This is a genomic window from Thermovirga lienii (assembly GCF_036847465.1).
Classification (GTDB): domain Bacteria; phylum Synergistota; class Synergistia; order Synergistales; family Thermovirgaceae; genus Thermovirga; species Thermovirga lienii.
This window is the reverse complement of record NZ_DAITZW010000003.1, coordinates 88,698-113,705: the sequence shown is the minus strand read 5'-3', so window position 1 is coordinate 113,705 and position 25,008 is coordinate 88,698. Positions and strand designations below refer to the sequence as shown.

At 46.6% G+C, this 25,008-nt stretch carries 23 protein-coding genes and 1 riboswitch; of the genes, 1 reads left to right on the top strand and 22 read right to left on the bottom strand.

All coding sequences use genetic code 11. The features are described from left to right. Positions 1-20: 20 nt before the first annotated feature. The gene (gene brxF, locus V7Z69_RS02450) at positions 21-515 is read right to left on the bottom strand and encodes a BREX-3 system P-loop-containing protein BrxF (RefSeq protein ID WP_334138325.1); all 495 of its coding nucleotides are present in this window, start codon (positions 513-515) and stop codon (positions 21-23) included. 431 nt (positions 516-946) lie between these two features. On the opposite strand from brxF, the gene galE reads away from it, so the two are divergent. Continuing rightward, positions 947-1,921: a UDP-glucose 4-epimerase GalE gene (gene galE, locus V7Z69_RS02445; RefSeq protein ID WP_334138324.1), complete on the top strand. Its 975-nt coding sequence runs from the start codon at positions 947-949 to the stop codon at positions 1,919-1,921. On the opposite strand, the gene V7Z69_RS02440 is transcribed toward galE, so the two are convergent. The 21 genes from V7Z69_RS02440 to V7Z69_RS02340 form a co-directional block, all read right to left on the bottom strand. Beyond that, positions 1,914-3,020: a M24 family metallopeptidase gene (locus tag V7Z69_RS02440; RefSeq protein WP_334138323.1), complete on the bottom strand. Its 1,107-nt coding sequence runs from the start codon at positions 3,018-3,020 to the stop codon at positions 1,914-1,916. The two genes, galE and V7Z69_RS02440, sit on opposite strands and share 8 nt — an antisense overlap. A gap of 3 nt (positions 3,021-3,023) precedes the next feature. Continuing rightward, positions 3,024-4,010, bottom strand: a complete 987-nt coding sequence (locus V7Z69_RS02435) for an AIR synthase family protein (protein WP_334138322.1) — start codon at positions 4,008-4,010, stop codon at positions 3,024-3,026. After that, positions 3,976-4,563 carry an epoxyqueuosine reductase QueH gene (locus tag V7Z69_RS02430; RefSeq protein WP_334138320.1) on the bottom strand — a complete coding sequence of 196 codons (588 nt, stop codon included), beginning with the start codon at positions 4,561-4,563 and terminating at the stop codon, positions 3,976-3,978. Before V7Z69_RS02430 ends, V7Z69_RS02435 begins: the two co-directional genes overlap by 35 nt. Continuing rightward, positions 4,564-5,337, bottom strand: a complete 774-nt coding sequence (locus tag V7Z69_RS02425; RefSeq protein WP_334138318.1) for a tRNA (adenine-N1)-methyltransferase — start codon at positions 5,335-5,337, stop codon at positions 4,564-4,566. It abuts the gene before it with no gap. Between the two features lie 39 nt (positions 5,338-5,376). Next, the gene (locus tag V7Z69_RS02420; protein ID WP_334138316.1) at positions 5,377-7,521 is read right to left on the bottom strand and encodes an HD domain-containing phosphohydrolase; all 2,145 of its coding nucleotides are present in this window, start codon (positions 7,519-7,521) and stop codon (positions 5,377-5,379) included. A 157-nt stretch (positions 7,522-7,678) separates the two neighbouring features. After that, a complete protein-coding gene (locus V7Z69_RS02415) occupies positions 7,679-8,425 on the bottom strand; it encodes an energy transducer TonB (protein WP_334138314.1) in 747 nt (248 codons plus the stop codon). After that, on the bottom strand, positions 8,422-8,817 hold the full coding sequence (locus V7Z69_RS02410) for an ExbD/TolR family protein (RefSeq protein WP_014163425.1): 396 nt from the start codon (positions 8,815-8,817) through the stop codon (positions 8,422-8,424). Before V7Z69_RS02410 ends, V7Z69_RS02415 begins: the two co-directional genes overlap by 4 nt. Further along, positions 8,814-9,713, bottom strand: a complete 900-nt coding sequence (locus V7Z69_RS02405) for an ABC transporter substrate-binding protein (RefSeq protein WP_334138310.1) — start codon at positions 9,711-9,713, stop codon at positions 8,814-8,816. Before V7Z69_RS02405 ends, V7Z69_RS02410 begins: the two co-directional genes overlap by 4 nt. Further along, positions 9,691-10,320 (bottom strand): MotA/TolQ/ExbB proton channel family protein, encoded by a 630-nt coding sequence (locus V7Z69_RS02400; RefSeq protein WP_014163427.1) that lies wholly within the window; start codon positions 10,318-10,320, stop codon positions 9,691-9,693. Before V7Z69_RS02400 ends, V7Z69_RS02405 begins: the two co-directional genes overlap by 23 nt. Positions 10,321-10,348: 28 nt before the next feature. Beyond that, on the bottom strand, positions 10,349-12,298 hold the full coding sequence (locus V7Z69_RS02395; RefSeq protein ID WP_014163428.1) for a transketolase: 1,950 nt from the start codon (positions 12,296-12,298) through the stop codon (positions 10,349-10,351). 103 nt (positions 12,299-12,401) lie between these two features. After that, on the bottom strand, positions 12,402-13,517 hold the full coding sequence (gene ald, locus V7Z69_RS02390; RefSeq protein WP_014163429.1) for an alanine dehydrogenase: 1,116 nt from the start codon (positions 13,515-13,517) through the stop codon (positions 12,402-12,404). 113 nt (positions 13,518-13,630) lie between these two features. Beyond that, a complete protein-coding gene (gene alr, locus V7Z69_RS02385) occupies positions 13,631-14,746 on the bottom strand; it encodes an alanine racemase (protein ID WP_334138307.1) in 1,116 nt (371 codons plus the stop codon). A gap of 80 nt (positions 14,747-14,826) precedes the next feature. After that, positions 14,827-16,203: an alanine/glycine:cation symporter family protein gene (locus tag V7Z69_RS02380; protein ID WP_334138305.1), complete on the bottom strand. Its 1,377-nt coding sequence runs from the start codon at positions 16,201-16,203 to the stop codon at positions 14,827-14,829. A 249-nt stretch (positions 16,204-16,452) separates the two neighbouring features. Continuing rightward, on the bottom strand, positions 16,453-17,604 hold the full coding sequence (gene grdD / locus V7Z69_RS02375; RefSeq protein ID WP_334138303.1) for a glycine/sarcosine/betaine reductase complex component C subunit alpha: 1,152 nt from the start codon (positions 17,602-17,604) through the stop codon (positions 16,453-16,455). A 13-nt stretch (positions 17,605-17,617) separates the two neighbouring features. Next, on the bottom strand, positions 17,618-19,156 hold the full coding sequence (gene grdC / locus V7Z69_RS02370) for a glycine/sarcosine/betaine reductase complex component C subunit beta (RefSeq protein WP_334138302.1): 1,539 nt from the start codon (positions 19,154-19,156) through the stop codon (positions 17,618-17,620). A gap of 60 nt (positions 19,157-19,216) precedes the next feature. Further along, complete coding sequence (gene grdB / locus V7Z69_RS02365; protein WP_334138301.1) at positions 19,217-20,524, bottom strand: glycine reductase complex selenoprotein B; 1,308 nt, start codon at positions 20,522-20,524, stop codon at positions 19,217-19,219. Between the two features lie 31 nt (positions 20,525-20,555). Beyond that, positions 20,556-21,032 carry a glycine/sarcosine/betaine reductase complex selenoprotein A gene (grdA, locus tag V7Z69_RS02360; RefSeq protein WP_334138300.1) on the bottom strand — a complete coding sequence of 159 codons (477 nt, stop codon included), beginning with the start codon at positions 21,030-21,032 and terminating at the stop codon, positions 20,556-20,558. A gap of 45 nt (positions 21,033-21,077) precedes the next feature. Then, positions 21,078-22,364: a glycine/sarcosine/betaine reductase component B subunit gene (locus V7Z69_RS02355; RefSeq protein ID WP_014163436.1), complete on the bottom strand. Its 1,287-nt coding sequence runs from the start codon at positions 22,362-22,364 to the stop codon at positions 21,078-21,080. Between the two features lie 35 nt (positions 22,365-22,399). Beyond that, positions 22,400-22,717 (bottom strand): thioredoxin family protein, encoded by a 318-nt coding sequence (locus tag V7Z69_RS02350; protein ID WP_014163437.1) that lies wholly within the window; start codon positions 22,715-22,717, stop codon positions 22,400-22,402. 66 nt (positions 22,718-22,783) lie between these two features. Next, the gene (locus V7Z69_RS02345) at positions 22,784-23,218 is read right to left on the bottom strand and encodes a GrdX family protein (RefSeq protein WP_334138298.1); all 435 of its coding nucleotides are present in this window, start codon (positions 23,216-23,218) and stop codon (positions 22,784-22,786) included. 84 nt (positions 23,219-23,302) lie between these two features. Further along, positions 23,303-23,417: riboswitch (glycine riboswitch) on the bottom strand. A 123-nt stretch (positions 23,418-23,540) separates the two neighbouring features. Then, on the bottom strand, positions 23,541-24,881 hold the full coding sequence (locus V7Z69_RS02340) for a sodium-dependent transporter (RefSeq protein WP_334138296.1): 1,341 nt from the start codon (positions 24,879-24,881) through the stop codon (positions 23,541-23,543). Positions 24,882-25,008: the final 127 nt, after the last annotated feature.

The following is a 25,008-nucleotide window of genomic DNA, read 5'->3' as shown; positions in this document are numbered from 1 at the left end:
ATCTTCTCTTCTTGTTTTATTCATGTTCCCACCTCTGTGCAGACAAACAGGAACTTCTGCGCACCATGCTCATCGTAAATTGGATAGCGTCGGTATTCAGGGTGTCCTGGAGCAGCATAGATTATGTGACCGTCCACAACGGATCCGTTCCAAGCAGCCACAACCGTCTTATCCCGGGATAATCCCTGAAGAAGGCGTAAAGGATCCTGCTTTAGATGGATATCGAAAAGGATTTCGATGTTGTCAAGTAAAACCAACTCGTTTGCTACTTCTTCCACAACTTCACTTAAAAGCTTCGGCAGGCTAAAAGTTCGCTGACGTTCAGTCAATTCCAGCATTCGACGAGACAACTCAAGATTGACGTTAACAAGCGGCACAGATGTTATTTCTGAAACTTTCTGCATTACAGACGTTTTTCCACTTCTTGCTGGACCCACTATCAGGATCAGACGATGATAGAGGTAACATGTCTCGCCAATCTTTCGCAGAACCTTATCCACCATGGACTCCATCATTACTCGTTTCCCCTGCTTTTTGCACTACCGTTTATTCTACCTGCGCAGCCCTAGCAGAACAGGCAGGTCCTCCAACCAACGGATAACCTTCTGAGTATATCTAGTACAGATTTCGACATATTCCAGAAGTCAGATAACTCTTCGATGCCCAGGGCGTAGCTTCGTTTTTCACACACCAAAATAAACCTCTGGCTCTATACAGATTGCGTTCCATTGCAAACCATTTGTTTTTTAATATAATATTAACTAAACCATGTGTCAAGAAAATTCTGTAAGCAATATATGAGCTTGTCTAAAAGACTTTATCAACGTTGTACCTTCATCTTTCAACTTGCGCTTCGGCTTGTTCATCTTGGCGCAAGAGTGCAATTGTGCTATAACTTTCACTGGTCGTTATTCAAAAATTTTTAAAAATGTTGGGGGGAAAACCTTTGATACTCGTTACAGGCGGCGCAGGGTACGTAGGAAGCCACACCGTTCTGGCGCTTTTGGATAAAGGAAAAGATGTAGTGGTTTTGGACAATCTATCGACTGGGCATAGGGACCTCGTTGGTAAAGCTCACTTGGTAGTAGGAGACCTAACCGACAGAAGCTCTGTGGAGGCAGTTTTCCAAAAATTCCCCATTGAGGGTGTTTTCCATTTCGCAGCAAAGAGCATCGTTCCTGAGTCCATGAAACAACCCGACCTTTATTATGTGAACAACGTTACTGGCACCATAAACCTCCTGTCAACAATGGTAAAATACGGCGTTAAAAACCTGGTGTTTTCATCCACTGCCGCAGTGTACGGTGAACCAGAACACGTTCCCATAACTGAAGATTCGCCTAAAAACCCCCAAAACGTTTACGGCCATACAAAACTCGTCATAGAAGAGATGTTAAGAAACTACTTCGCAGCTTACTCCCTGAAGAGCGTTTCCCTGCGGTACTTCAACGCTGCAGGAGCAGACCCCGAAGGTAGGGCCGGGGAAGATCACGATCCCGAAACTCACTTGCTGCCCATAGCTTTCAACACGGCCTTGGGCAAAAGGAAGGAATTTACCATATACGGCACCGACTACCCCACCTATGACGGAACCTGCATAAGGGACTTCATCCATGTAAGCGATTTGGCGGAGGCCCACTTGCTGGCCTTCGAGAAACTCCAAAAGGGCGAACTGGATTGTGAGTCCTTCAACCTGGGAAGTGAAAAAGGCTACAGCGTCAATCAAATAGTGCAAGTTGTAAAAAAGGTTACGGGCATCGACTTCCCCGTTTCATATGGAAACCGAAGGGAAGGCGACCCGGCAGTATTAATAGCCTCTTCGCAGCGGGCTCAAGAAAAATTACAATGGAAGATGAAGCATTCGGACCTCGAAACTATAGTATCGACAGCTTGGGCTTGGCACCAAAAACGATTTAGATAGAAACCAAAAAAACCTTGGGTACTGCGCTGGATATACATTCCGCACCTTGAGGCGTTATGACATAGTTGTCTTCTACCCTCATGCCTCCTACACCCTCAATGTATATCCCTGGCTCTATAGTTACTACGTCCCCTACAACGAGCACGTCCTTGGAAGAAGGGGATAAAGTCGGCGCCTCATGAACGTCAAGACCTATCCCATGGCCGGTTCCATGGGTAAATGCGCTCCCATACCCTGCCTTCTCAATAACATTTCTTGCTGCTGCATCTACATCTGCACATTGGGCTCCTGGCCTTAAAACCTGAGCAGCAGCCCTTTGGGCCTCCAATAGTATTTCATGACGATCTTTCCATTCCTCTGGAATGTCACCTAGGAAAACGTTCCTGGTTATGTCGCTCACATACCCCTTGTACCTAGCACCAAAATCAACGGTTATCCATTCCCCTACAGTAAATGCCTTATCAGAAGCCCTCCCATGGGGAAGAGCGCTTCTTGCACCAGAAGCTACAATGAACTTGTGGTCCTGCCAACCTCCATCGGCACCGATCTTGGCCAAATTGTATTCCAAAAGGGCATCAAACTCTTTCTCCGTTCTTACGCCCTTAATGGAAGCTACTGTGTCTTTCAACGCACAGGCTGCCAAGTCACACGCTTTTTTTATCAGATCGACTTCCTCTTTTGATTTCTTTCGCCTTATAGAAGAAACATCCTGGGAAACATCGAACATCTCAAACTCCTTTGCCAGCGAAAAATACAAGGAAACGGGCATCTTATCTTCCTGGACGCCCAGTCTCTTGATCGAAAGCTTCTTCATCAGCTCGATTGCCCCATCTATCAGCCTGCTTCCCTTACGATCCACAACCTCAAAGGGAACTTCAAAAGCTGCCTGAGTAGTGTACCGGGCATCTGTTATAAAAAAAGCGTCCCTTTTGGTTACTACTACTGCTCCACTGGACCCTGTGAATCCAGAGAAATAGTAACAGCTTTGCCAGTTGTAGCCTTCTATCACGGGAACAAAAACGGCATCTGTCGTCTTGTTTATAGCTTTCTCCCGTAATTTATCCAATCTCTTGTTTATCAAAGCTCCAGAAAAAACCATTTCTTACTTGACCTCCATTAACCTCCACAGCTCTTCGGTATAATCGACCTCAATGTTGCCCTTTCCTTCCACAAAACGGCCCACAACAGCACAATCTATTCCGGCACAAGAAAAATCCTCCAACACGGCCTCTGCATCTTTGGCTGAAACCACAGCTATCAGCACTCCTGAAGAGATAAGATGAAGGGGATCAAATTCCAACAGTTCAGAGAGCTTTCTTGTCACGGGATGTATGGGAAGACTTTCCCTGAACAGCTCTATTCCCAACCCCGTCAGCTCCATGAGCTCCGAAAGGCCTCCCAATACTCCCCCTTCCGTGGGGTCGTGCATAAACTTAGCGTATTTTCTAAATATCCTGGCTTCTCTCAATACGCTGGTTTCGGAAACCCAGCTCTTTACTTCTTCTATTTCGGAAGGTGACAAGAACCTGGACAACAAATCGGGCCTGTCTGAAGCCAAAATGGACATGCCCTCCAATCCGACATGCTTGGACATCAATATTACATCCGTAGGCCTTATTTGATCTGCCGAGAAAAGTTTATTTGCCTTTCCTATCATCGTCCCGCATATAACAGGTGAAGAATACCTCGTATTGACCTCAGTATGGCCAGTAACCACGGCCACATTGATCTCCTTACAGGCTTCATGTATTTCCTTTGCCAACTCCTGTATTGACTCCTTGGTAGTATGCTTAGGAAAGATCATGGTGGTAGCCAGGTAGTAGGGCTCTCCCCCCTTAGCTGCCACGTCGTTGGAGTTCACCGTGACCAGAAGTCTACCAGCGCCCTTCGTCGCCCCTACTATGGGATCCGTGGTGACGATGAGATACTCATCTTCTTTCAACTTTATAACCGCGGCATCTTCGCCAACCCTTGGCCCCACAAGAACCTCTGGCCTTTTGAAACCACAAAAGGAAAGCACCGAACTTTCCAAAACCTCTGGAGGCAGCTTGCCGCTAGGAAGCTCGTGCAGCGCCTTGTTTTTTATCATGTTTTTCACCCCTAAAACTTAAAATACAACCACAATAGTTTTGCCGATACAAGCCTAACCTCTTGCTCATCTCAACAGAACACAAGAAACCATTATTCTTTCGCCAAACCACGTCCAACCACTTAAGGCCGTATCTTCGGGATATCGCCCTTCCCATGGCATTGATAAGGTCTGGTTTCTTATGAGGACTTATGGTGAGAGTGGTACCTAAGTAGGCAAAGTTTCCCTCACGTGCAACCTGGGCAGCGCTATCCAACTGGGCCCTTATACAAAGGGCACACCTTACCCCTCCTTCTGGGTAGTAAAGATGGCCGCGCAAACTTAAAAGCCAAGACAAAGGGCTATAACGCTGTTCCACCAACAAAGGCGCCCCCAAGGTCTCAGAAAGTTGTATTACAGCGTTTAGCCGCCTGTCATACTCCTCCTTCGGATGTATGTTGGATCCATAAAAATATCCCCATACATCCTCATTTTCCTTGAGGAGCTCCGTCCAGGGCACCGTTGCATCTGGGGCGCAGCATATGTGCAAAAGAACCCGCCCTTGTGTTTTCATCTACGCTATATCCCTCACAGTGGAAGCGAATATGAGATAACCCGTGTGGCCTACCATAATATCCTCCGGCCTTATTCTTTTCGCATTAGTTTTGTAATAACGCAAGAAAAGTTCCATAACTTGAATATCCACATAACCGTGATCGTTAAGGCCCTCAAGGGTTTTCTCTATTTGGTTCGTGGTGGGAACCAGGATTCCCAGCCTACTGCCAGGAGAGAGAGCTTCCTTAGCCTGTCTTAGATAATCCCAAGGAGTAGGCACATCCAAGAAAAGAGCATCTGCGTCTCGCTCGTCAAATCCCTCAGCGATGTCTTTTACTTTGAATTCCACTCTATGGGCAACGTTCCACTTTTCGCAGTTGCGCCTCGCAAGAAGGGAAAACTCCTCTCTTCTATCATATGTATATACTTTGCCCTCGTCCCCCACGAAATGTGCCAAAGCCGCAGTCAAACTACCCGAACCTGTCCCACACTCAACCACTTTTGATCCTGGTCCAACACCAAGGGCCACGATGATCATACCTATTTCCTTGGGGAAAATAATTTGGGTTTTTCTTTTTATCCTCCGGCTGAACTCAAGGACATTGGGTCTTAATATGTAGAACATGCTCCCCAGGTGAGTCCTTACTCCGTCCCCGTAGGAGCGACCTATTATGTCATTATGATTGATCACGCCAAGTCTGCTATCCAACTTGGCACCTTCCTCCAAATTCAACAAAAAAGTATCGCCTTTTTCTGGCGACCATAAAAATACAACATCTTTATCCTTAAGCATGTAATCAACCTCGCACGTTAATTTTTTGCCTTTATAGGCTCAAAGGCTTATTACGCCCTCTGGTTCTTCGAAAGAATTATATATTTCATCGAAACTCTGCTCAATTTCAACAAACAAAGAAAGCAGCGTAGGGTCGAAATGGAATGGTTCTATTCTTCCATCCCCTTTCGTTATTATCTCGCAAGCTTTTTCGTGAGAGAAGGGCTCCTTGTATGCTCTTCTTGAACGGAGAGCATCATATGTATCAGCAAGGGCAACTACCCTAGCTTCAACTGGGATATCCTCACCCGCTAATCCATATGGATATCCGCTGCCATCCCATTTCTCATGATGATACAAACATATAGCTCTGCCTATCCGAAGCCAAGGAGCATCGCCTAATATCTCTGCGCCCCATATGGTATGTTTTTTTATAATATCGAACTCTTCCTCTGCAAGGGCATCACGTTTGGTCAGCAAATCCAAAGGGACCTTCATCTTGCCTATATCGTGGAGTCGAGAAAACAGCGCTATATCCTCAACTTGATCTGCCGGAAGGGATAAAGATTTGGCAAGCAAAAAACAGTATTTTTCGACCCTCTCCAAATGAGCAGAGGTTTCCTCGTGGAAGATCGATGTTATTGTTTGGATCCTCTCAACCATATACTGATAGGACTGCCTCAACCCCTGCAGCGCGCTCTTTGAATCTATCATTCCTCCTATATAAGACGTTATGGGCAAAAGGAGATCCAAAACCTCCTGACTTTCCCTCTTGGGCTTGGCCCATCCCAGGTAAATAACTCCAACGGGTCTGCCTAAATGAAACACAGGGAAAATGGCCTCGCTCTTGACTGGGGCTCCAATAGCCAACGACAATGGATCAGTATACACATCCTCTATCCACAAAACATTGTCTTCTTTGAACGAAGCATCCTTTAGTCTAAGGTCTAGGCTCCTCTTTACGTCAGAAAGCTTGACCCCGTAGCCGCTTTCCGTGTAAGGCAGATATTCGTTACCCTCTTTCTTTGAAATAACCACCTCACTGGCACCTGTTGCCTCTCGTATTATATCTGCAATCCTGCCTAATCCCTTATTGAAACCTGTTGTCATGGTGACTGTTTTGGAGATCTCTATTATCCTCCTCCATGCCCTATCCCTTGTGATCAGAGCTTCATTGGTAGCCTGTAACGTTTTATTGAGCTCAGCCATTTTTTCTCCGCTAGCTAGTAGTTTCTCCTGCTGATAAACATAACTCTGGAGGGCGCTAGATAGAGCCTGACAAAGTATTCCTACTTCCTCAAGCTTGCTACGGGAAATTATCTCTCGTACCCCCCTTGCCACTTTAGAAACCGTTATGGATAGATCCTTCGGTGTTGTAGCGGTAAACAGTTTATCCTGCATATCCGAGGCCAATACCGTAATCTCTTCCATTGGAGCCAATACATATTTGAAGACTAAAAAACCAATCCCCACTATTATGATGAGCAAAGAAACATCAAAGGCCGCCATGCTTAGAATGTTGCCACAAAGCAAGTAGAAGAAACGCTTCAGAGGAATCAATACGTAAAGCCTGACACTGCCTCCCATGATGGGGCTATACTTACCCCAATACAGCCTGCCGTTAAGGTCCTTAAACCACGGCCCTTTGACATTGTAGATTATAGGACCATGAAGGTTTTCGGTACCTTCCAAGAAATACGATGGACTCTTCCACAACACCTCACCGCCAGGCCCTACGAAAATCAAAAACTCTTTATTATCGCTCAAGTGCAAGGTTCGCCTCAGCCACTGAAAATTAGGCTCCATGGCCCACGTTAAAACCCTGCCCTCTGGATGCTTCCACAATAAAAAGGTGTTATCCTTTCCTTTACGGGGGACACGATAGATAGCGTATCCTTCAGCCAAAAGAGAAGACTTATCGTGGGATTTCAACAAATCCATTAAATGAGTTTCTTCCCTAAGAGAAAAATTGAAGGCTGTAGAAAAAGGCGCAGCATTTGAATCTTCATTTGTAAATATGGAATTTTTCAGCAAGGAAAGCTCTTTATCAATCTGCTGAGATATACCATCAAGCTCGCTGGACATGGTCCCATCAAGCTGATTATATTTCCACTTTATCTGAGCATAATAATTTAGCACTAAGTTGCCGAAAATGATAAGTACCAAGAATCCGATAGCTACCGTAAAGAGCTTACGGATACTCATTTAGAGGCCTCCCAATTTCGTAGAGCATAAAATCATCATTTTTACATTGTACACCAATAACATCCCCTTGGTAACCAATCATTTTAAAAACAAGCTACAGTAAGTAATCACTCATGTGCAAAACTTCCTAAGGCCAGCAAAGTATGTATTAGGAAGGTTATTTTAATTCAAAAACCACTGGGACAATGACAGTGTTTCCTATATTGGGAGCGAAAATCCACCTCTTTACGGCACTTAACGCTGCTTTATCTAAAATATCGTACCCACTGCTTTTTTTTACCGCTATGTTTGCTATGCTGCCGTCCTTGTTAAGCTCCACCATCAAAAGAACTTCTCCGCAAAGGCCTTTTCTTCTTGCTAACAGGGGATAAATAGGAGAGACCTTCTTTAAAACCATCTCCTCGCTCACAAATACATGTTTTTCGGACTCGTTTCCCCTTTCAGATACTTGAAGACTGCCAACTGGTACTTTTTCCCCCAATGCTTCTTGGGGCTTTTTCTCCGCACTTTCGCTACTACGTGGAGTTTCTTCGATCTTTTTTGTCTCTTTTTGTACATTGAGTTGTTTGGTTTCCGGCTTTGTCTTGGTTTCCCTTTGCAATGCCTGTTGGACTGTTTTTTTATTTGTTATTTTTTTTTCGTCTACAGCCTTGGTTTCATTGGCTTTGCTTTCATTTGTTTCGACCATTTTAGGGGATTGCTTTTCTTCTAGCGGCTCTGCAACCCTTGAAACGGTCTTTGGCTCTTCTTTCACTACTTTTTGGGGTTTTAGAAATTCCAACTTTACTACTATTCTATCCTCTGCTTTTACTCGCTCACGGGAGGGGGAAATTTTAGGTATGAAGTAAAACAACAAACCATGAACTAGGGAACTTGCTATTATAAATACAATAATGCGCTTCAATTTTCCCTTCGCTCCTCCACTAGCAGTCCCGCTTCAGAAATTCCTGCCTCCTTAAGGAGATCTAAAAGAGATATAACCTTTTCATAGGGCAAACGCTTATCTGCCGCAACAGCCACACTTCTTTTGTTAATTTTCATGTTTTCTATAAGCGGTAGGAGGTCTTTTTCATCCACAACTTTGTCATCTACCTTAAAATCTCCATCCGCCAAAATTTCGATTATTACCGGTTCAACTGAAGAGGTCTCCCCTTTCGCTTCAGGTAAAGCGACACCTAACTGACTTTTGGCGAAAGTTGTAGTTAAGACCAAAAAAACCACCAACAAGAAAAGGACATCTATTAGAGGAGTAAGCTCCACTTCCGGAGAAGTTCTTGTTCTTGGTCTTCTTTTCATTTTTTGACCTTCTTTCCATAAAGGTTAGCCGTCGCTTCCAGTACGAGCATGGCAGTTTCCGGTGCCTTAGGCCCAGGATGAAATAAAAGGTCACTTTTAACAAGAGCTACTTTTCCCTTCTTGATCGCGTCAATCGGCAGCTTGCCAAATTCACTTAAAAAATCTTGGACCCCCATGGACATGCCTGTCTCTGCAGATGCGATCAATATTGCATCAGGATCCATCAAAAGAAGTCTTTCTCTATCTATGTTGGGGAAAGTAAACTTTATCTCCTCCGCCGCGTTACGTATACCAATCCAGTCCAAGATATCGTCTATGTAGTTGTATCCACCAACGACAGTCAAAGGGTCATGCCATACGACAATAAGCACAGAAGGACTGCCTTCAGGAAAGGTCTCCTTTACGAGAGCCCTTATTTTGTCCAACTTGACTACGACGTTATGCCAAGTTTCTTCGGCTTTTCGAAGACAACCAAGGGCATCTCCGATCCTGTAAAAGCTTTTTTCTACCTCCATCAGGCGCCGGTGAGGCTCTATCTCAAGAGCCCCCACTCCAAAGGCCTTTATCCTTTCCAATATCTCATGGTGAAACGTAGAGACACCTATAACTAAATCGGGATCCAGCGACATGATCTTCTCCAGCGACGGATTGGAGAATCCACCAACAGAATCAACATTTCCCTTTTCTCTTAGCGGGTCGTAACTTGTAACTCCCGCTATTTTAGACGTATAACCTAAAAGCTCTAGCGATTCAGTCACGCTGGGAGCCAAAGACACGATCCTGTTGATTCCCTCGTCTGCCTCTGCTGAATCCGCGGCAAGCCACCCCACAAAAACCAATACGACGGCTAGGAAAAATATTATTGGAGGACTTTTATGAGTTTTGTCCTTCCACATTCTCGCCTCTCCCTAACAATTTTTCCCTTATGATGAAATCCACGCCTCTAGAAAGAGTCTCTTCCATGTCTTCCACCTTCGATTGAAGGTACGTTAAGCTCAATATGACAGGAATGGCAAGAGAAAGACCGGCAACCGTGGTAATTAAAGCTTTCCATATTCCTTCAGCCATCATTGCCATATTTGCCCCGCTAAATCCAGGCAAATTGCGAAATACGTCTATCATCCCCAATATGGTACCTAAAAGCCCTAAAAGAGGGGCAATTCTTGAGACCACTGCCAAAAAGCTCAAGCCCCTTTCAAGCTTGAAAAGCTCCCTTCTTACCTCTTGTTCCAGTAAGATCTGAAGGGCATCTGAATCAGCTTTCCAATGGTCTACAGCTACCTTAAGAACTCTATGGAGAGACGATTTTCCAGACATCAAAAGTTCCGCTGCGCCCTTATGATCCCCAAGATACAGCCTCTCTCCCAAAGCAGTTTCCAACTTCTGAGGGTCAGTGGACTGTACCTTGAAAAACCAGAGTCTCTCCAAAATTATTGCCAAGGACAAAACCGACAATATGGTCAACACCCATAATATGGGTCCCCCGTAGGTAAAAATTTCCATATCCACAGCTCCTTTTGAAAGTTTTTGCCTACTTTAGGTTACTCTCTATTACCTCCACCAGATTATCAGGGGACAACCCCATCAAGGAGATTACCTCTTCAGCGGTTCCTGAATCTCCATATCTATGGACTCCTAGCTTCACAAATTTGGAAACACACCCCAACTCCAACATTTTTTCAGCAACTATGGAACCCAGTCCGCTTCGCCAGTGGTGATCTTCGTAAGTAACAACCAATCCTGTCTTGGTTGCCTCTTCTATAGTGGCTTTATCTATCGCTAGTGGCGCGCTAACGTTGAAAATCTTGACGGAGATTCCCTTGGCCTTGAGTTTTTCCCAGGCTTCTATGGCCCTGTAAACCATGTGCCCACAGCACAAAATCGCCCCATCGGTACCATCACGAAGCAAATCTGACTTCCCATACTCAAACTCATATTCCTCATCATAGTAGCAAGTTCCGTCCTCTTTAGTTATCACTGGCACCTTGCTCCTACCCATGGCAACACATACGTTACCGTGAGAACCTATGGCCCACCTTACCACCCTGTCCGTTTGGTTGGGATCCGCAGGCAAAACCAGCTTCCACCCGAACATGTTCCGCATTAGTCCAATGTAATCTATACACTGGTGAGTCTTACCGTCTTCTCCTACGTCAAGCCCTATATGAGTCAATATCAGCTTGAGGTTTGTCTCATTTATATCGTTGAGCCTCTGCTGGTTATAAACCTCTGTCAAGCCGAAAACACCGAAGTCCGCCCACACACTCACAACCCCTCCGCAGGAAGCTGCGCCTGCGACCGTTGCCGTTGCATGCTCTTGGATTCCCATTTCAAAGAACCAATCTGGGCAGCTCTTAGCAAAACCATTGACCTTAACTGACCCTGCCAAGTCACAATCGAATACCAAAATTGGCGTTCTCCCTGGAATTTTATAGTTTGCCAGCCCTATGTCCATGAGAGCCTCACCGAAAGCGGATCTACAGTCAGTCTTGACATCTGGAAGATATGTTCTGGGCTTACCCAGCTCAACGAACACGCCAAAATCCTTGCGAAGGGATTCAATCGTTTTTTTGCCAGCCATTTGGATTCTACTTACCTTAGCACGATCCAATAGTTCCGGTGTTCCGCCTAGCTCCATAACGGCCTTCTTGTATTGTTCCTCTGACGCTGCTTTTCCGTGAAAATCAGGAGTCCCCTCCATGAACGAAACGCCTTTACCCATGGTCGTCCTGCACAAAACCACAGAGGGCAAGTCATCTTCCATAGCTTGTCTTACAACTCTATAAATAGATGCAAAGTCGTGCCCATCAGCCTCGTAAACCTTCCAACCATCAGCTTCCCAAAGGGAAACTATGTTAAACGGCATTACTTCTTCCAGTTTCCCCGAAATTTGTATATCGTTCCAATCCACCAAAACGGTAATGTTATCCAAAGCATTTTTCACAGCCACCCGCCTGGCTTCTGCGACTTGACCCTTTACTTGCTCTCCATCTCCCATTAATACGAACACATGATCCTTTGATTTCTTCGCCTTCTTAGCCAAGGCAAAACCTACACCAGCAGCTAAGCCCTGTCCCAAATTGCCGCTGCTCCAATCTATCCCGGGGACCTCCCTTTCTACATGACCAGGGAAAGGACTGCCCCCCTTCCTGAAGAGAGCCATAACCTCCTCTGCATCAATAAAACCATAGTATGCCAAAGCTGCATATGCTCCGGGAGATGTGTGCCCATGGCTTATCACCACATGGTCTCTGTCGGTGCTTCTTGCATTTTGCGGCGTTAAGTTCGCAAGACCATAGATGAGAAGATACATTTCCATGCTGGACAAGGAACCGCCTATATGTCCACTTTTGGCTGCCGTGGTCATGGTCAAAGCCCAAAGGCGACATTTCCTGGCTGCATCTTTCAGAGCCTCTATAAGCTCCTCGTTTAGTTCCCTTTCTTTATAATCGCGCAGAACCTCTTTTATGTTTATCTCCATACCAAACTCTCCCCTTTCGTTTATGCACTGAAATTATACCCTCTATCAGCAAACAAAAAAACGGCGGCCTTGAAAGGCCGCCGTTTGTTATTGCAAATTTACCTTAACCCAGAACTTCCTCTGCAGGTGTATAAGGCAGACCCCATGCCTCCGCGACAGCCTTGCAAGTGACCTTGCCTTTGTACATGTTCAGGCCTTTCAAGAGGGCTGGGCTTTCTTTACATGCAGCCTCCACGCCCTTGTTCGCCAGAGGTAGACCATAACGTATGGTGTAGTTGTTCAAGGCAAAGCTTGCAGTCCTTGCATAAGCTCCCGGCATGTTAGCAACACAGTAATGTATCACTCCATCCACAACATAGATAGGATCACTGTGGGTCGTAGCCTTTGAAGTTTCGGTGCAGCCACCCTGGTCTATAGCCACATCGACTATCACTGAGCCTGGCTTCATCATCTTCAGATGGTCCTTCTTGATAAGCTTAGGAGCCTTGGCTCCAGGAATCAGAACTGCTCCCACCGTTATATCCGCCTCCTGGAGGGCTTTTTCCAAATTGACCTTGTCGCTGTAAACAGGGAAGACGTTGGCCGGCATTATGGTCTCCAGGTACTCAAGCCTATCTGGGTTTATATCCAGTATGGTCACCTTGCATCCCAGGCCAGCAGCTACTTTGGCTGCATTGGTTCCCACCGTTCCGCCACCAATTATGGTAACGTTCGCAGGTGCTACGCCAGGAACACCCGTTGGGAGCAAGCCCTCTCCGCCATAAGGCTTGGCAAGGTAGTACGCTCCCATGAGAACGGACATTCTACCTGCTATCTCGCTCATGGGTTTGAGGAGAGGCAGCGAACCGTTGGCTTCTGTAACGGTTTCGTATGCTAAAGCTATTATCTTTTTTTCCATGCAGGCTTTGGTCAGCTCTTCATCGGCCGCAAAGTGGAAATACGTATAAATGAGCTGTCCCTCTTTCATTCTGTCGTATTCCTCAGGAAGAGGCTCCTTGACCTTAACTATCATATCTGCTACGTTCCAAACCTCATCTGCCGTATCCAAAATCTTGGCACCAACGGCTACATACTCATCATCAGTTATACCAGACCCCAATCCTGCACCCTTCTGAATGAACACTTCATGACCTGCAGCCACGTAAGCGTGCACTGCAGCGGGTATCAACCCAACCCTGTATTCGTGGTTTTTGACTTCCTTAGGGCACCCTATTTTCATTAAAATTACGCCTCCTCTTTAACTTGATAGATTCCGCTAGCCGCAGTGTATATTGTATATCTTACAGCAAAAACCTTCAACCCCTTACACCTTTATTTTATCTATTTCTCCATTTAAACGTAGACCCTGGGAACCCTGGGTGTAAACAAATTCGGTATTTCGTAGTTAATGGTCCCCAAGTGCTTCGCTATTTCCTCGGGAGTTATTTCTTCATTCCCTTGCGGCCCTACCAAAACCACCTCGTCTCCTACCTTTACATCAGGGATATGAGTAACATCCACCATTGTTTGATCCATGCAGATGTTGCCCACTATCGGTGCTCTTTGTCCTTTTATCAGGACTTCGGTCTTCATTGAGAGACTCCTAGGATACCCATCATGATATCCTATGGGCAATACAGCTATTCTCTCCTCTCCTCTAGTCATATATCTCAATCCATAACTTATGCCACTACCTTGCGGTAGAGTTCTAACGCATGCCACTGCAGTAACAACCTTAAAGGCTCTTTTAAGCTTTATCTTTTTTTTGCACCATTCAGAGGGCCACATACCATAGAGAATTATTCCCGGCCTTACTGCATCCATGTGCATGTGACTAAAGTTCAACGTCCCTGCGCTATTGCAGCAATGCCTCAACCTAAAGTGAACGTTCTTCGTCCTCAAAACATCAAGTACGTCACAGAATCGCTTAAATTGTGTCTCGGTGTACGACCCGTTTCGCTCATCAGCCGTAGCAAAATGAGTGAATATCCCCTCGATTTCAAGTCCCTTCATTAAAAGGAGCCTCTCTACTACTTCAGGAACCTCTTCAGGCAAAAAGCCGATACGGCCCATACCTGTATCGACTTTGATGTGAACTCTTGCTCTCTTACCCAAGTCGATAGCTGCTTTGCTTAGTGCGTCGGCAAAAGACAGGTCCGTTATCGTGGATGATATATCCTTGTTTACGTACTCCTCTGCTACTGACGCCGGGGAAGGCCCCAAAACTAGTACTGGAAGATAGATCCCATTTTCTCTGAGAATGATAGCCTCATCAGGAGTTGCAACAGCCAATCTTGAGCACCCTGCTTCTATGAGAGTCTTTGCTACCTGAACCATACCCATTCCGTAGCCATTGGCCTTTACTACCCCTATAATTTGGGATTTTGCCTTCAACAGCCCCTTGACCTGTAAGAAGTTATGCTTGATATTCTCAAGGTTAACTTCCATCCTGGTTGGGCGAAAATTCAAGGCGTTCACCCCCTCTGATTAATATCTGCGGGGGACATTTTGTCCCCCGCGCGTCGCTATATCAGTGCAAAACAAATTACTTATTTTATTAACCCCTGCTTCCTCTTCGCGTCAAAATCCTTCACCAACTTGCGCATCTCGTTGGACAACCACAAAAGGGCTATCAAGTTAGGTGCGGCCATCAAACCGTTCATTGTATCTGAAAGGTTCCATATATTGGAGAGGAACTCACCTCCTCCTCCCCAAGCTCCCACGACAACAACCAAAATCCAAAGGGCTTTGTATATGGGGGTTATTTTAAGGCCGAAGATGTACGTAGCTCCGGTCTCACCGTACCAGTACCACCCCAAAATGGTTGAGAAGGCAAACATTGCCAAACCAGCGGAGAGAACCATGACTCCGGTTTTCCCTAAAACAGACTGGAAAGCTGTCAGTGTTAGCTGAGCCCCCGTAAGGTCAGGAGAACCAGTTAGAGTGCCGGTGGCCAAAATGCTTATGCCAGTTATGGAACACACTACCAAGGTGTCAGTAAACACTTCGAAAAGGCCATAGCACCCCTGCCTCACAGGGTGATCAACTATGGCGGTAGCATGAACCATTGGAGCAGAACCCAATCCTGCTTCGTTGGAGAATACCCCCCTGGCGACACCCTTGGTCAAAGCCATCTTAACAGACCATCCTGCTATGGCTCCAGGCATAGCCATGGGATCATTGAAAGCATATTTAACGGCTTGCCCTATAGCAGCAGGAACCATATCTATGTGCATGAAAACTACGATAAGTCCACCTACAATGTAAAAGATAGCCATGAAGGGAACAAGGTATGTAGTGACGTCGGAGATCCTCTTCAAACCTCCCAGTATAACCAAAGCAACCAAAACAGCTACGACTATCCCCGACACCCAGTGGGGGACGCCATATCCCAAATAAAGAGCTTCAGCGGTTGAATTAGCCTGGATGGCGTTACCTATACCGAAAGCTGCAAAGGTGGTAAAAAAGGCAAATAGCCAAGCCAGCCACTTCTGCCCTAGGCCTTTCTCCATAACATACATGGTTCCGCCGCGCCAGTTGCCTGCAGCGTCCTTTTCACGGAACCTCACGGCAAGCGCAACTTCGGTCATCTTGGTGGTCATACCGAACACAGCGGTAACCCACATCCAGAATAGGGCACCCGGTCCGCCCAAATGCAAGGCTGTCGCGACCCCGGCAACATTTCCTGAACCAACAGTTGAAGCCAAAGCAGTGGCCAGAGCACCAAAAGAAGAAATGGTACCTTCACCTTCTGCTTTCTTTCCTAGCTTACCTAGCACCTCTTTAAACATAAATCCAAAATACCTAACCTGCGGAAAACCCAAAATGATCGTGAGGTATATGCCCGTTCCCACCAGCAAAGCCAGCATAGGTGGCCCCCACACAAAACCATTAACAATACCGTTGATCCTCATTAAGGTCTCCAACTGTAATCCCTCCTCTTCTTAACCCACACGACTTCCCCTACAACTTTCCCCCGAATCGCAGGAAAACCAAGCACCTCGACTTTTATTAATCACCTCCTTCACAAACAACTACGCCCTAATTATATCATCAAGCTAAACACAAAAAAGAGGTGCATCCCCTTTACAAGCGGTTACCACGCTCAACTAATAACCAGGGACAACACCTCTTTTCGTGTTAAGTTTGACATTACAAAGCTACAAAGTTTTTACTTATATATATCCCTTTTCCTTTAACACCTCTGTAGCCTTAGCTAGCTTCTGCGCCGACACCTTTACAACTGGCCCCGTACATCCCATGGCAGATTCGGCATAAATGCCATTTTTCCAGAGTTCCTTTACCGCATCCTCTATAGACAAGACGTCTATGCCATGGACTTCTTCTTCCGTAGGTTCTGCAGGTGGTGGCGTCACTTCTTCTTTCGTCGTTGGAGCACTTTGTCGCATAGAATCAAGCACCCCAGAAAGACCTGCCTGCTCGGCCAATTTCAATTCTCTTTCAACTACGTTCCCAAGTTTCCCTCTGGCTGCTTCCGCTGTGAATTCTATGGCGTTGCATATCACCGGAGCACCCGATGCTCTGGAGATTATGGATACTATGTAGGGCCAGCCTTTTCCTACGGAAGGCCCATATCCCCATCCCAGAGCCTCGTAGCTTCCACCTGTGTTGAAGGCTGAAAAAAGTTTTATCAGTACGTTCCCGGTTAAGGTATCGGTCACACAGACGTCAACAGCACCAGCCAAAAGGTCGTTACCTCTTAAGATAGCTCCCCCATCTTTGCGGACGCTCTCTCCAAAGGTCAAAGGATAGCCATGTTCAACGAGCTCTGATAGCTTTCTATAGACCACTTGAGCTCCTTCAACGTTCAGAATACCAATTTTAGGATTCTCTATTCCCACGGCCTTTGCCACGGCGTTTCCATAAATAGCGTTGAGTACCATAGCTTCCAGCCTGGAAGTAGAGCTCGTTCCTGTCGTGGAAGCGATAAACATGGCCTTGCCCTTGGCTGGGGTCACCACCCTACCTATAGTTGTAACCCCCAATGGGAATGGATAGTGCAAAGCCACTGCACCATCTATGGCACCTGAGCTCAAAGCTTCTTCCATGGCCTTTGCGACTTCGCCTTCATCTTTTGAAGTTTCGATCCATTCGAAGCCATGATCGTCTGCAGGCTTAGGACCTATCATAACAACCTCTACGCCCTTGTTTTTGGCCCTAGCAAGGAGCGCTCCTTCCAGCAACTCCTGGTCTCCATGCTCACTACCAGAAGCCATGAGTCCCACTCTCATCGGCTTTTCGCCGTATCTGGCTTTCTGAACTATCTCAGAAAGCTCTTCTCCTATTATCCTTTTTAAGCTATCCATGAGACAACACTCCTCATTGCTCCTTCTTAAGGTCATCTGCCAGTTCCTGCAGCACATCCAGAATGGTTTCCCTTATCTCTTCTCTCGTGAGCGCCGCCTTCTCTTCCTCCTTCTGGTCCTGTTCTATAACGAAGGAAGCTCCATCGGAGAGGTTAGTCAACCTTGCCAAGAACAAACTACCTTTACCAATGATCATAGCCCTTTTCATTTCATTGGCCTTTATGGCGTCACAAGCATGTCCTATGAAGGGAACACCCGAAGGAATATGCCCTTGAGTATGGGCAAACCCTGGAATGCCCTTCGCTTTGACAAATTCGTTCATGGCGCTCTTCTCCAAACGCCCTTTCATGACAGCGAGTGCTGCAATCATTTTGAAATTAGCCAGAGGCACATCACCTGCTCCAGCAGGCAACGTGATCTCAGGTATCTGCAACTCCGCTGCGTATTTGTCTACGTCGTTAAAATCCAGTCCCAATTTCTGAAGGGGCTCCCAGACCAAAGCGCTGGTTATGGCTTGCGGAGAGGCACCGGCTCCAACAGAGTGTTTCCCCAGTGCATCGAGCCTTATTACAGGATTTTCTCCATCTGATGGCCCCAAAAGAACGGCAAATCCACCAAGACAATCTTCTAAAGCTGGCATACCTTTCTTCACGTGATCTCGGCTGTTCATGTAAAGCTTGGGCACTGCACCCCCTGCCAAGACAACCACGTTTTTCCTGGCTCCACATGCAACCTGGCATGCGCCTGCAATGATCGCGTTCACGGGACCAGCGCAGAAGCTTCTGACATCGCAGCCAGAGGCGTTGCTGCATCCAGCTATCTCCGCCACAGCCTTGGCGAAGTTGCCTCCACCTCTCTGGTTGGCATCTCCAGCTGCCTCCTCTGAGCACTCTATGACATAATCAATTTCTTCCGGTTTCAAACCTGCATTCTTCATCAAATGGAGCAAGGAAAGCACTCCTCCGGCCTTACAAGCTATGTTCTCCAGGAGGACATACGATGAAAGACACTCATCCGTCTCGTGCCCCCTCCTGCAGCATCCCACAAGCCTTTCACCCAAATATAAAGGAAGAGCCTCCTGCTCGCTTACTTCTTTTGATATCTCTTCTTCGGCATGTCCACTTTCAAGTCTCTTTAAGTGAGATTCATTCAAAAGGGGGTGTTTCTCCAACTTTTCCCTTATTTCTGCAGCGAAACTTTGCTCTAGCCATATTATGTCGAAGACATCACATATATCCATCAGCCCAATGAATTCGTCCTCGGGCATTATTTCCCCATATTTGCCAAAACGGTCGAAACTCTTCAATCTATTTTCGTACATAGGGCTAGGCTGCTGCTCCAGATCCGTTAAAGAAATGCCACCTATGTAGGCCTGGTTGGGAGCATATGCGCAAGCCTCTTCGAAACTTTGCATTTTACCCTTAAGGTTTCCTAAGAACTCCGTCTCTCCTCTCAAAACTCTCTCCGTGAAAGGAGTATTGCCGTAATGAAAAGCCAGATTTGGAACGTGATTTAAGCAGTAAGAATAGCCTTTTATCGATGCTTTAGCCATTTTGATTTCCTCCTCCTAAAAAGGGAGGGGAAAGACACACCTCCCCCTCCCTTTTAAATGTTAATCATTAAATACAGTTTGGTCTTCCACCTCTGTCTGAAGAGCCTTAAGGGCCTTCATTACGAGATGCTTGCGTATCGCTTTCTCTTCTTCTTTGGTTTTTGTTGGATCTCCTAATGGATGAGGTATAGCAACGGCAGGAACTATTCTGTTAGCTCCTACAGTCAAGGAAATGGGCACTATCGTGCAGACATGAACCACAGGCAAACCTGCTCTTTCAATTTCTTTTACGATCGTTGCACCGCAACGAGTACAGGTTCCTCAGGTCGAAGTCACTATTACTGCATTGACGTTGGCATCTTTCAGTTTCTGCGCAATCTCGGCTCCAAATTTCTTAGCGTTCGCAACAGAAGTTCCGTTACCAACTGTTGAATAGTATACCTCATGGAACTTCTTAATGACCCCTTCTTTCTCCAACTCCCTCATGACATCCACCGGAAGAACCCGGTTAGGATCCTCATTGGCATACGTGGGGTCATATCCACCATGAGCAGTCTCATGAGTCTCAGAGGTGATGGTCTCCATTCCTGCCAGACTGTACTCACCATACTTGGACGCGCTGGACGCCTCAATATGATCGGGGTTGCCCTTGGGAACAATTCCTCCCGATGTCACCAAAGCCACAGTGGCTTCGGCCATATTTGTTATAGGAGGATTGGGTTGCACCCTATCAAACACGGGCATTGGATACTCCGTAACGTACGGCTCGCCCTTAAGTTTTTTCACGAACATCTCAACTGCCCTTGCAGCGCCTATTTTGTCTGCAAAGTAGTTGATCCTTACGCCCTTAGGAATATAACCCTCTTCCTCTGGTCTTCCTATGGGCTCTCCACGAAGCTGTTTGAGTAGGAGCTTAGCCATTACAGGTATGGCATCCTTCATGCCCCTGGCGCTATCCGCCGTCTTTACTATGTATGTTGCCTTCCTGAACATATCGACACCGGGGTTCTCCTCGTACATACCAGTGACAGTGGGTATGCCAAGCTCTTTGGCAATAGCTTCGCAAACTGCACCGCAGGCCGTACCGTACCTACCGGCATTAAAAGCCGGACCTGCTACCAGGGCATCTGGCTTGAATCCCGCAATAAGCTCAAGAATCTGCTTCTTTGCCTCCTCTATATTGTCGGCAAAGTAGGAATCTCCGCATATAACCGTTCCTACAATTTCTGCCTCACCGCCAAGGGCAGCATTAAGCGCCATCCCGGGCCCTACTGCACCATCTCGTGCCTCAGGCTTGTAGTCAGCTTTTTCTTCTCCTCCAACACCAGCAAAAAACTGGTTTATGTAATGCACTACTCGATACGCCATTCTTCCCCCCCCTTCCGCAGATATCTGTTGTCTAAAGGGAATATTTGCTGTACTGCTCTCTGATCTTTTTAACCGCTTCAGCAAGTGCTTCAGTGTCAAGGACCATCTCCATCATGCCAATCTGTTCTTCCCAGATGGAGGGGTCAGCCTCTTCCCTGATCTCCTGCTCGAAAACATGATATACGGCGAGTCCCAACGAGACTCCTGCCAATGGACCTGCAAAGGTCGGATCACCGTTTGTGACGGTCTCAGCATATATCTCGGCCCCTTCTGGATCGGAAGAACCCAATACCACAACTACGTTCTCTGGGCCAAATTTTTCTGCTGCATCCTTAACCCTCTGCTGGTTCTGCAGGTCCATCGCTCCTGCAGCCGTTCAGACGAAGCATTCTGTTACGGAGAAAACTATATCAGCACCGCTGTTTTTCAAGCTCTCCTCCATAGCCGGCCCGGCGACGCCGTCGCGCTCTCCTAGGAGGATCAGCTTTTTCCCCGCTAGCTTACCCATGACTTACACCCCCTGTCTTTAATCTTTAAGTCCTAACCTAAAACATTAACCTGTGTAAGCAGCTATCCTATTGAAACCAAGCTCACTGGTGGCACCAGTTATTGCCTGAATTTCCGTTTCAATGGAGCCGTCTTCTCTAAGGGAACCGTCGAAACCTCCTGCTATTACGTCAGCATACTCTGGGAAACCAATGACCTTGTCCATCTTAGGTAGCACAACCACTTCGTTTGCGTTACCAGCGGTGACCACTGCATCAGCCTCAGGGCAGGCATCAGCAAGGGATTGGCTTGCACCATCCCTACCTGCATATTCATCAGTCAAAAGAACCGTTTTGATGCCCGCCTTTTCTGCCTTGCGACAGTTCATTATCAGGTCTGTATCTGGGTTCCCAAATCCTTCTTCGGTGATTATGAGCCCATCAACCCCTAAAAGCCTGGCAAGTTTTACCGCATAGGAGGAGCTTCTCTTCTTATCTGCAAGTGTGGTATTCTCGTTGGTGATTATGCACCCAACAAAATTAAAATCCTTGCCATGCCTTGCGTACATTTCCTTTATAACAGGGTTGTTGAGATGAGAATAAGTGTTGTTCTTGTCGCAGGCGGAGACGCAGTTGCCAGAAATAATTGCTCCATCCATTACTTCGTTGGGGTGTATTAGCGTGGGCAATATCTTTTTAGCATCTACTCCATAAACATAGGTGTCATGGAGCAACCCCTGGGATTGCAGCATGTAAAGATATGCCACCTTAGGAAGGCCCTCATGGGACTTCATGGCCTCGGCAAAGCAAGGTAGCTCATAAACCTCCACATCATCGGCCTTTGCCCCTTTTGCGGCACAGGCCAAATAATAAGCCACCTTCAAACCGGCCACGCGGCAAGCAGCTTCATAGTCATGCTTCTCAAGCCCTTCTTTGGGTTCAAAAACCAAAACAACGTTATTTGTCTTGGAGAAAGGAGTGTACTCCGCGCCAGGGCCTGACATGTCGATGATTCCTTCCTGGAACCCGACTATTTTGCCACATGTCACGACTGCAGCGCCGGAAAGCACCAAAGTTTTACCATAACCCACTGTATCCACATCGCCTATGAATCCAGGGAAAACTTCGTTCTCCCCTTCGAGTTTGCATCGGGGTTCAACGACATCCTTTACAGGCATGATCCTTACGCTTTCTCCAGGTCTAGCGAGGTCGACAGATACTTTAACGAAACGTTCATCCTCTAAAAGCATTTTTTCTATTTCTTCTTTGTTAATGTATAGTACGCCCCCATCAAAAGAAGTCTTCTCCCCCCACTGTAAATCCTTTACTTTCACCTTATGCAGTTCTAACCTCAAACTCAATCCCTCCTTTCATTGTCGTATTCTTTCTACTAGAGCAGCTTTTCCACTCTCTCCCTTATGGCCTCAGGTGTAACATCCCCGCCTGTGATCCTGTCCTTCAATTCCCCATCTTTGTAGAAAAGGAACGTAGGAACGCCCATCACTCTGAGGGAAATCACCAATCTCCTGTTTTCTGCCACATTGAGCTTGCAAAACTTAACCTTGCCTTCGTATTCCTTTGCAAGCTCCTCAACCTGAGGCATCAACGCCAAACAAGGACCGCACTTTGGCCCCCACAGGTCTACCACTACTGGCAGTTCGCTTTTGATAACTTCGTCCTCAAAATTATCCTTGTTTACCTCTATCATCTCTTTCACCTCCTTTTAAAAATCTTTCTGATCGCTCCACATCGGAGCGCCTTTTAACAATTCCAGCTATGCTGTATTAAGCTTTATCCCGTATCTTTCCAAGTTAACTGACACAAGGTACAAATCTACGGTAGCAAAATCATCAAGAATCTCTTGGGAAAAATGTTTGAACGAAAGGGGGTTTGCTCCCTCAGGGAAACCGGAGGAAAATCGTTGGATACTACCTTCTATTAGCTGCAGTGAATCCAAATCCACCTGATGAAACTTGTGATCCTCTACCGCTTTGCGGCCAAGAAGTATAGTTCTGTAAGGTTGCTGTTTCGGAGTAAAATTACCGTAAAGGGGATGATTTAGAAGGGTCCACCCTAAGTGTATGTAGTCTCTCGCTTTCTCAAAAACAGATAAAGCACCACCACTGACTAGCTCAAGGCAAGAAGAAACCTTACCTTCGAGCAGAGGATTGTTCGAAACGACCTTATATTCTTTGTATTCGTCGAACATTGGAAAACCCCCTATTACTTGAATAGGTGGGTTCTCTGTTCCTGCGATGCCACAAGAGACAGAGGGGCATCGTGTTCAGAGACTCGTCCAGCCGCAATCCTTTAGCCTGAGAGTTTCCCCCAGCAACCTTCCGCTAGGGTTGCACCTTCGGCGCCTCTTTTATCCCTTACAGGGCAGAGGTCTCTCTTGCGGCCTTCATCCGAACCTAGCAAGTGTATTTTTGCACAAATACCTCTGTCGGTCAACCGATTTTGTTGAATTTAAAAACGTAAGAGCCGGCCCTTCTAGGGCCGGCTCTTACACGGCTATGACTACTTTTTCATTACCATTTCAGGCCAGTGATGAATATGTAAGCGATAGCGATAGGGGCAATCACTCTGCACACCCAGAGCCATGCAGTGTGAAGGGCAAAAGGTTTTGTGCCATTGTTGGTAACTTCTTTCTCTGCTCCTTCCGTCCAGACCCAGCCCACGAACAAAGCTATAAACAGTCCGCCCAAGGGCAAGAGGACGTTGGAGGCTATGAAGTCCGCGGAGTCGAGGAAATCCCTTCCAGCAAACTTGGGAAGCTTACCCGCCAAGCCGAGCACAGAAGGGATACCCAGCAGGAATATAACAAGCCCATTAATCCACGCGGCTTTCGCCCTCGACCATTTCATTTCATCAATGAAATACGCGGATACCACTTCCAGAAGAGATATAGCAGAAGTCAACGCTGCAACGAAAAGAAGCAAGAAGAACAATCCTGACCATATGGCTCCCCCAGGCATCTTAGCGAATACGTTGGGAAGAGTGATGAAAGTAAGCCCAGGTCCTGCACCAGGCTCTACTCCAAAGGCAAAAACTGCCGGGAAGATGACCAAACCGGCCAGGAAAGCTACCAAAGTATCCAGGAAACAAACCTGAGCTGCAGCACCAGGCAGGACTTCTTTCTTATCCAGATAGCTGCCATAGGTGATCATACACCCCATGCCCAAAGACAAAGAGAAGAAGGCCTGCCCCAAAGCGGCACCCAAAGTCCCTCCGGTTATCTTGGAGAAATCAGGCTTTAGATAAAAATCGATACCGGCTCCTGCACCCGGCAGGGTAACAGATCTTACGATCAAAACAAGCAAAATAATGAAAAGGGCGGGCATCAAAACCCTACAATACTTTTCTATCCCTTCTCCTATACCTTTGTAAACTATATAAATCGTCACCAGCATGAACAGAGCCTGCCATGCTATAACCAAACCGGGATTGGTTATGAATCCTACGAAGAAGTCCGCTGTTTTGCCTTGCTCCGCAATTTGCATTAGACCAGTAAAAGATTTGATGAAATAAGCTATGGTCCAACCTGCGATTACACCGTAATAGGAAAGAATTATGAAACCTGCGGCCACACCCATCCAACCAACAATCGTCCAAGCTCCACCCTTAAGCTTCTTAAAAGAGCCAACGGCGTTAAGCTGGGCAGCCCTACCAATTGCTATCTCGGCCAACATGACAGAGAAGCCTATAATAAACACCAAAGCCACGTAAAGCAGAACAAAGGCAGCCCCACCGTTTTGTCCTGTTATGTAAGGGAACCTCCATATATTCCCAAGACCTACAGCCGAGCCTGCCGCTGCCAAGATGAATCCCAACCTGGAACCCCACTGTTCTCTTTCCGCTCCGTTACTCATACTATCCCTCCTATCATCTATTTATAGCCTCTACCATTTGCCTCCTACATCTCTGCCCTGGCCATCACCTCCCCTTCATAAAAGGCCCTTTATATTATAAGTATTTTTTGAATTTTCATGCAATACC

What these genes read in the sequence shown, in the direction of transcription:
- brxF (WP_334138325.1), bottom strand. Translation starts at nt 515, where the DNA reads ATGATGGAGTCCATGGTGGATAAGGTTCTGCGAAAGATTGGCGAGACA.
- V7Z69_RS02440 (WP_334138323.1), bottom strand. Translation starts at nt 3,020, where the DNA reads ATGGTTTTTTCTGGAGCTTTGATAAACAAGAGATTGGATAAATTACGG.
- V7Z69_RS02435 (WP_334138322.1), bottom strand. Translation starts at nt 4,010, where the DNA reads ATGATAAAAAACAAGGCGCTGCACGAGCTTCCTAGCGGCAAGCTGCCT.
- V7Z69_RS02430 (WP_334138320.1), bottom strand. Translation starts at nt 4,563, where the DNA reads ATGAAAACACAAGGGCGGGTTCTTTTGCACATATGCTGCGCCCCAGAT.
- V7Z69_RS02425 (WP_334138318.1), bottom strand. Translation starts at nt 5,337, where the DNA reads ATGCTTAAGGATAAAGATGTTGTATTTTTATGGTCGCCAGAAAAAGGC.
- V7Z69_RS02420 (WP_334138316.1), bottom strand. Translation starts at nt 7,521, where the DNA reads ATGAGTATCCGTAAGCTCTTTACGGTAGCTATCGGATTCTTGGTACTT.
- V7Z69_RS02410 (WP_014163425.1), bottom strand. Translation starts at nt 8,817, where the DNA reads ATGAAAAGAAGACCAAGAACAAGAACTTCTCCGGAAGTGGAGCTTACT.
- V7Z69_RS02405 (WP_334138310.1), bottom strand. Translation starts at nt 9,713, where the DNA reads ATGTGGAAGGACAAAACTCATAAAAGTCCTCCAATAATATTTTTCCTA.
- V7Z69_RS02400 (WP_014163427.1), bottom strand. Translation starts at nt 10,320, where the DNA reads ATGGAAATTTTTACCTACGGGGGACCCATATTATGGGTGTTGACCATA.
- V7Z69_RS02395 (WP_014163428.1), bottom strand. Translation starts at nt 12,298, where the DNA reads ATGGAGATAAACATAAAAGAGGTTCTGCGCGATTATAAAGAAAGGGAA.
- ald (WP_014163429.1), bottom strand. Translation starts at nt 13,517, where the DNA reads ATGAAAATAGGGTGCCCTAAGGAAGTCAAAAACCACGAATACAGGGTT.
- grdD (WP_334138303.1), bottom strand. Translation starts at nt 17,604, where the DNA reads ATGGATAGCTTAAAAAGGATAATAGGAGAAGAGCTTTCTGAGATAGTT.
- grdC (WP_334138302.1), bottom strand. Translation starts at nt 19,156, where the DNA reads ATGGCTAAAGCATCGATAAAAGGCTATTCTTACTGCTTAAATCACGTT.
- V7Z69_RS02350 (WP_014163437.1), bottom strand. Translation starts at nt 22,717, where the DNA reads ATGATAGAGGTAAACAAGGATAATTTTGAGGACGAAGTTATCAAAAGC.
- V7Z69_RS02345 (WP_334138298.1), bottom strand. Translation starts at nt 23,218, where the DNA reads ATGTTCGACGAATACAAAGAATATAAGGTCGTTTCGAACAATCCTCTG.
- V7Z69_RS02340 (WP_334138296.1), bottom strand. Translation starts at nt 24,881, where the DNA reads ATGAGTAACGGAGCGGAAAGAGAACAGTGGGGTTCCAGGTTGGGATTC.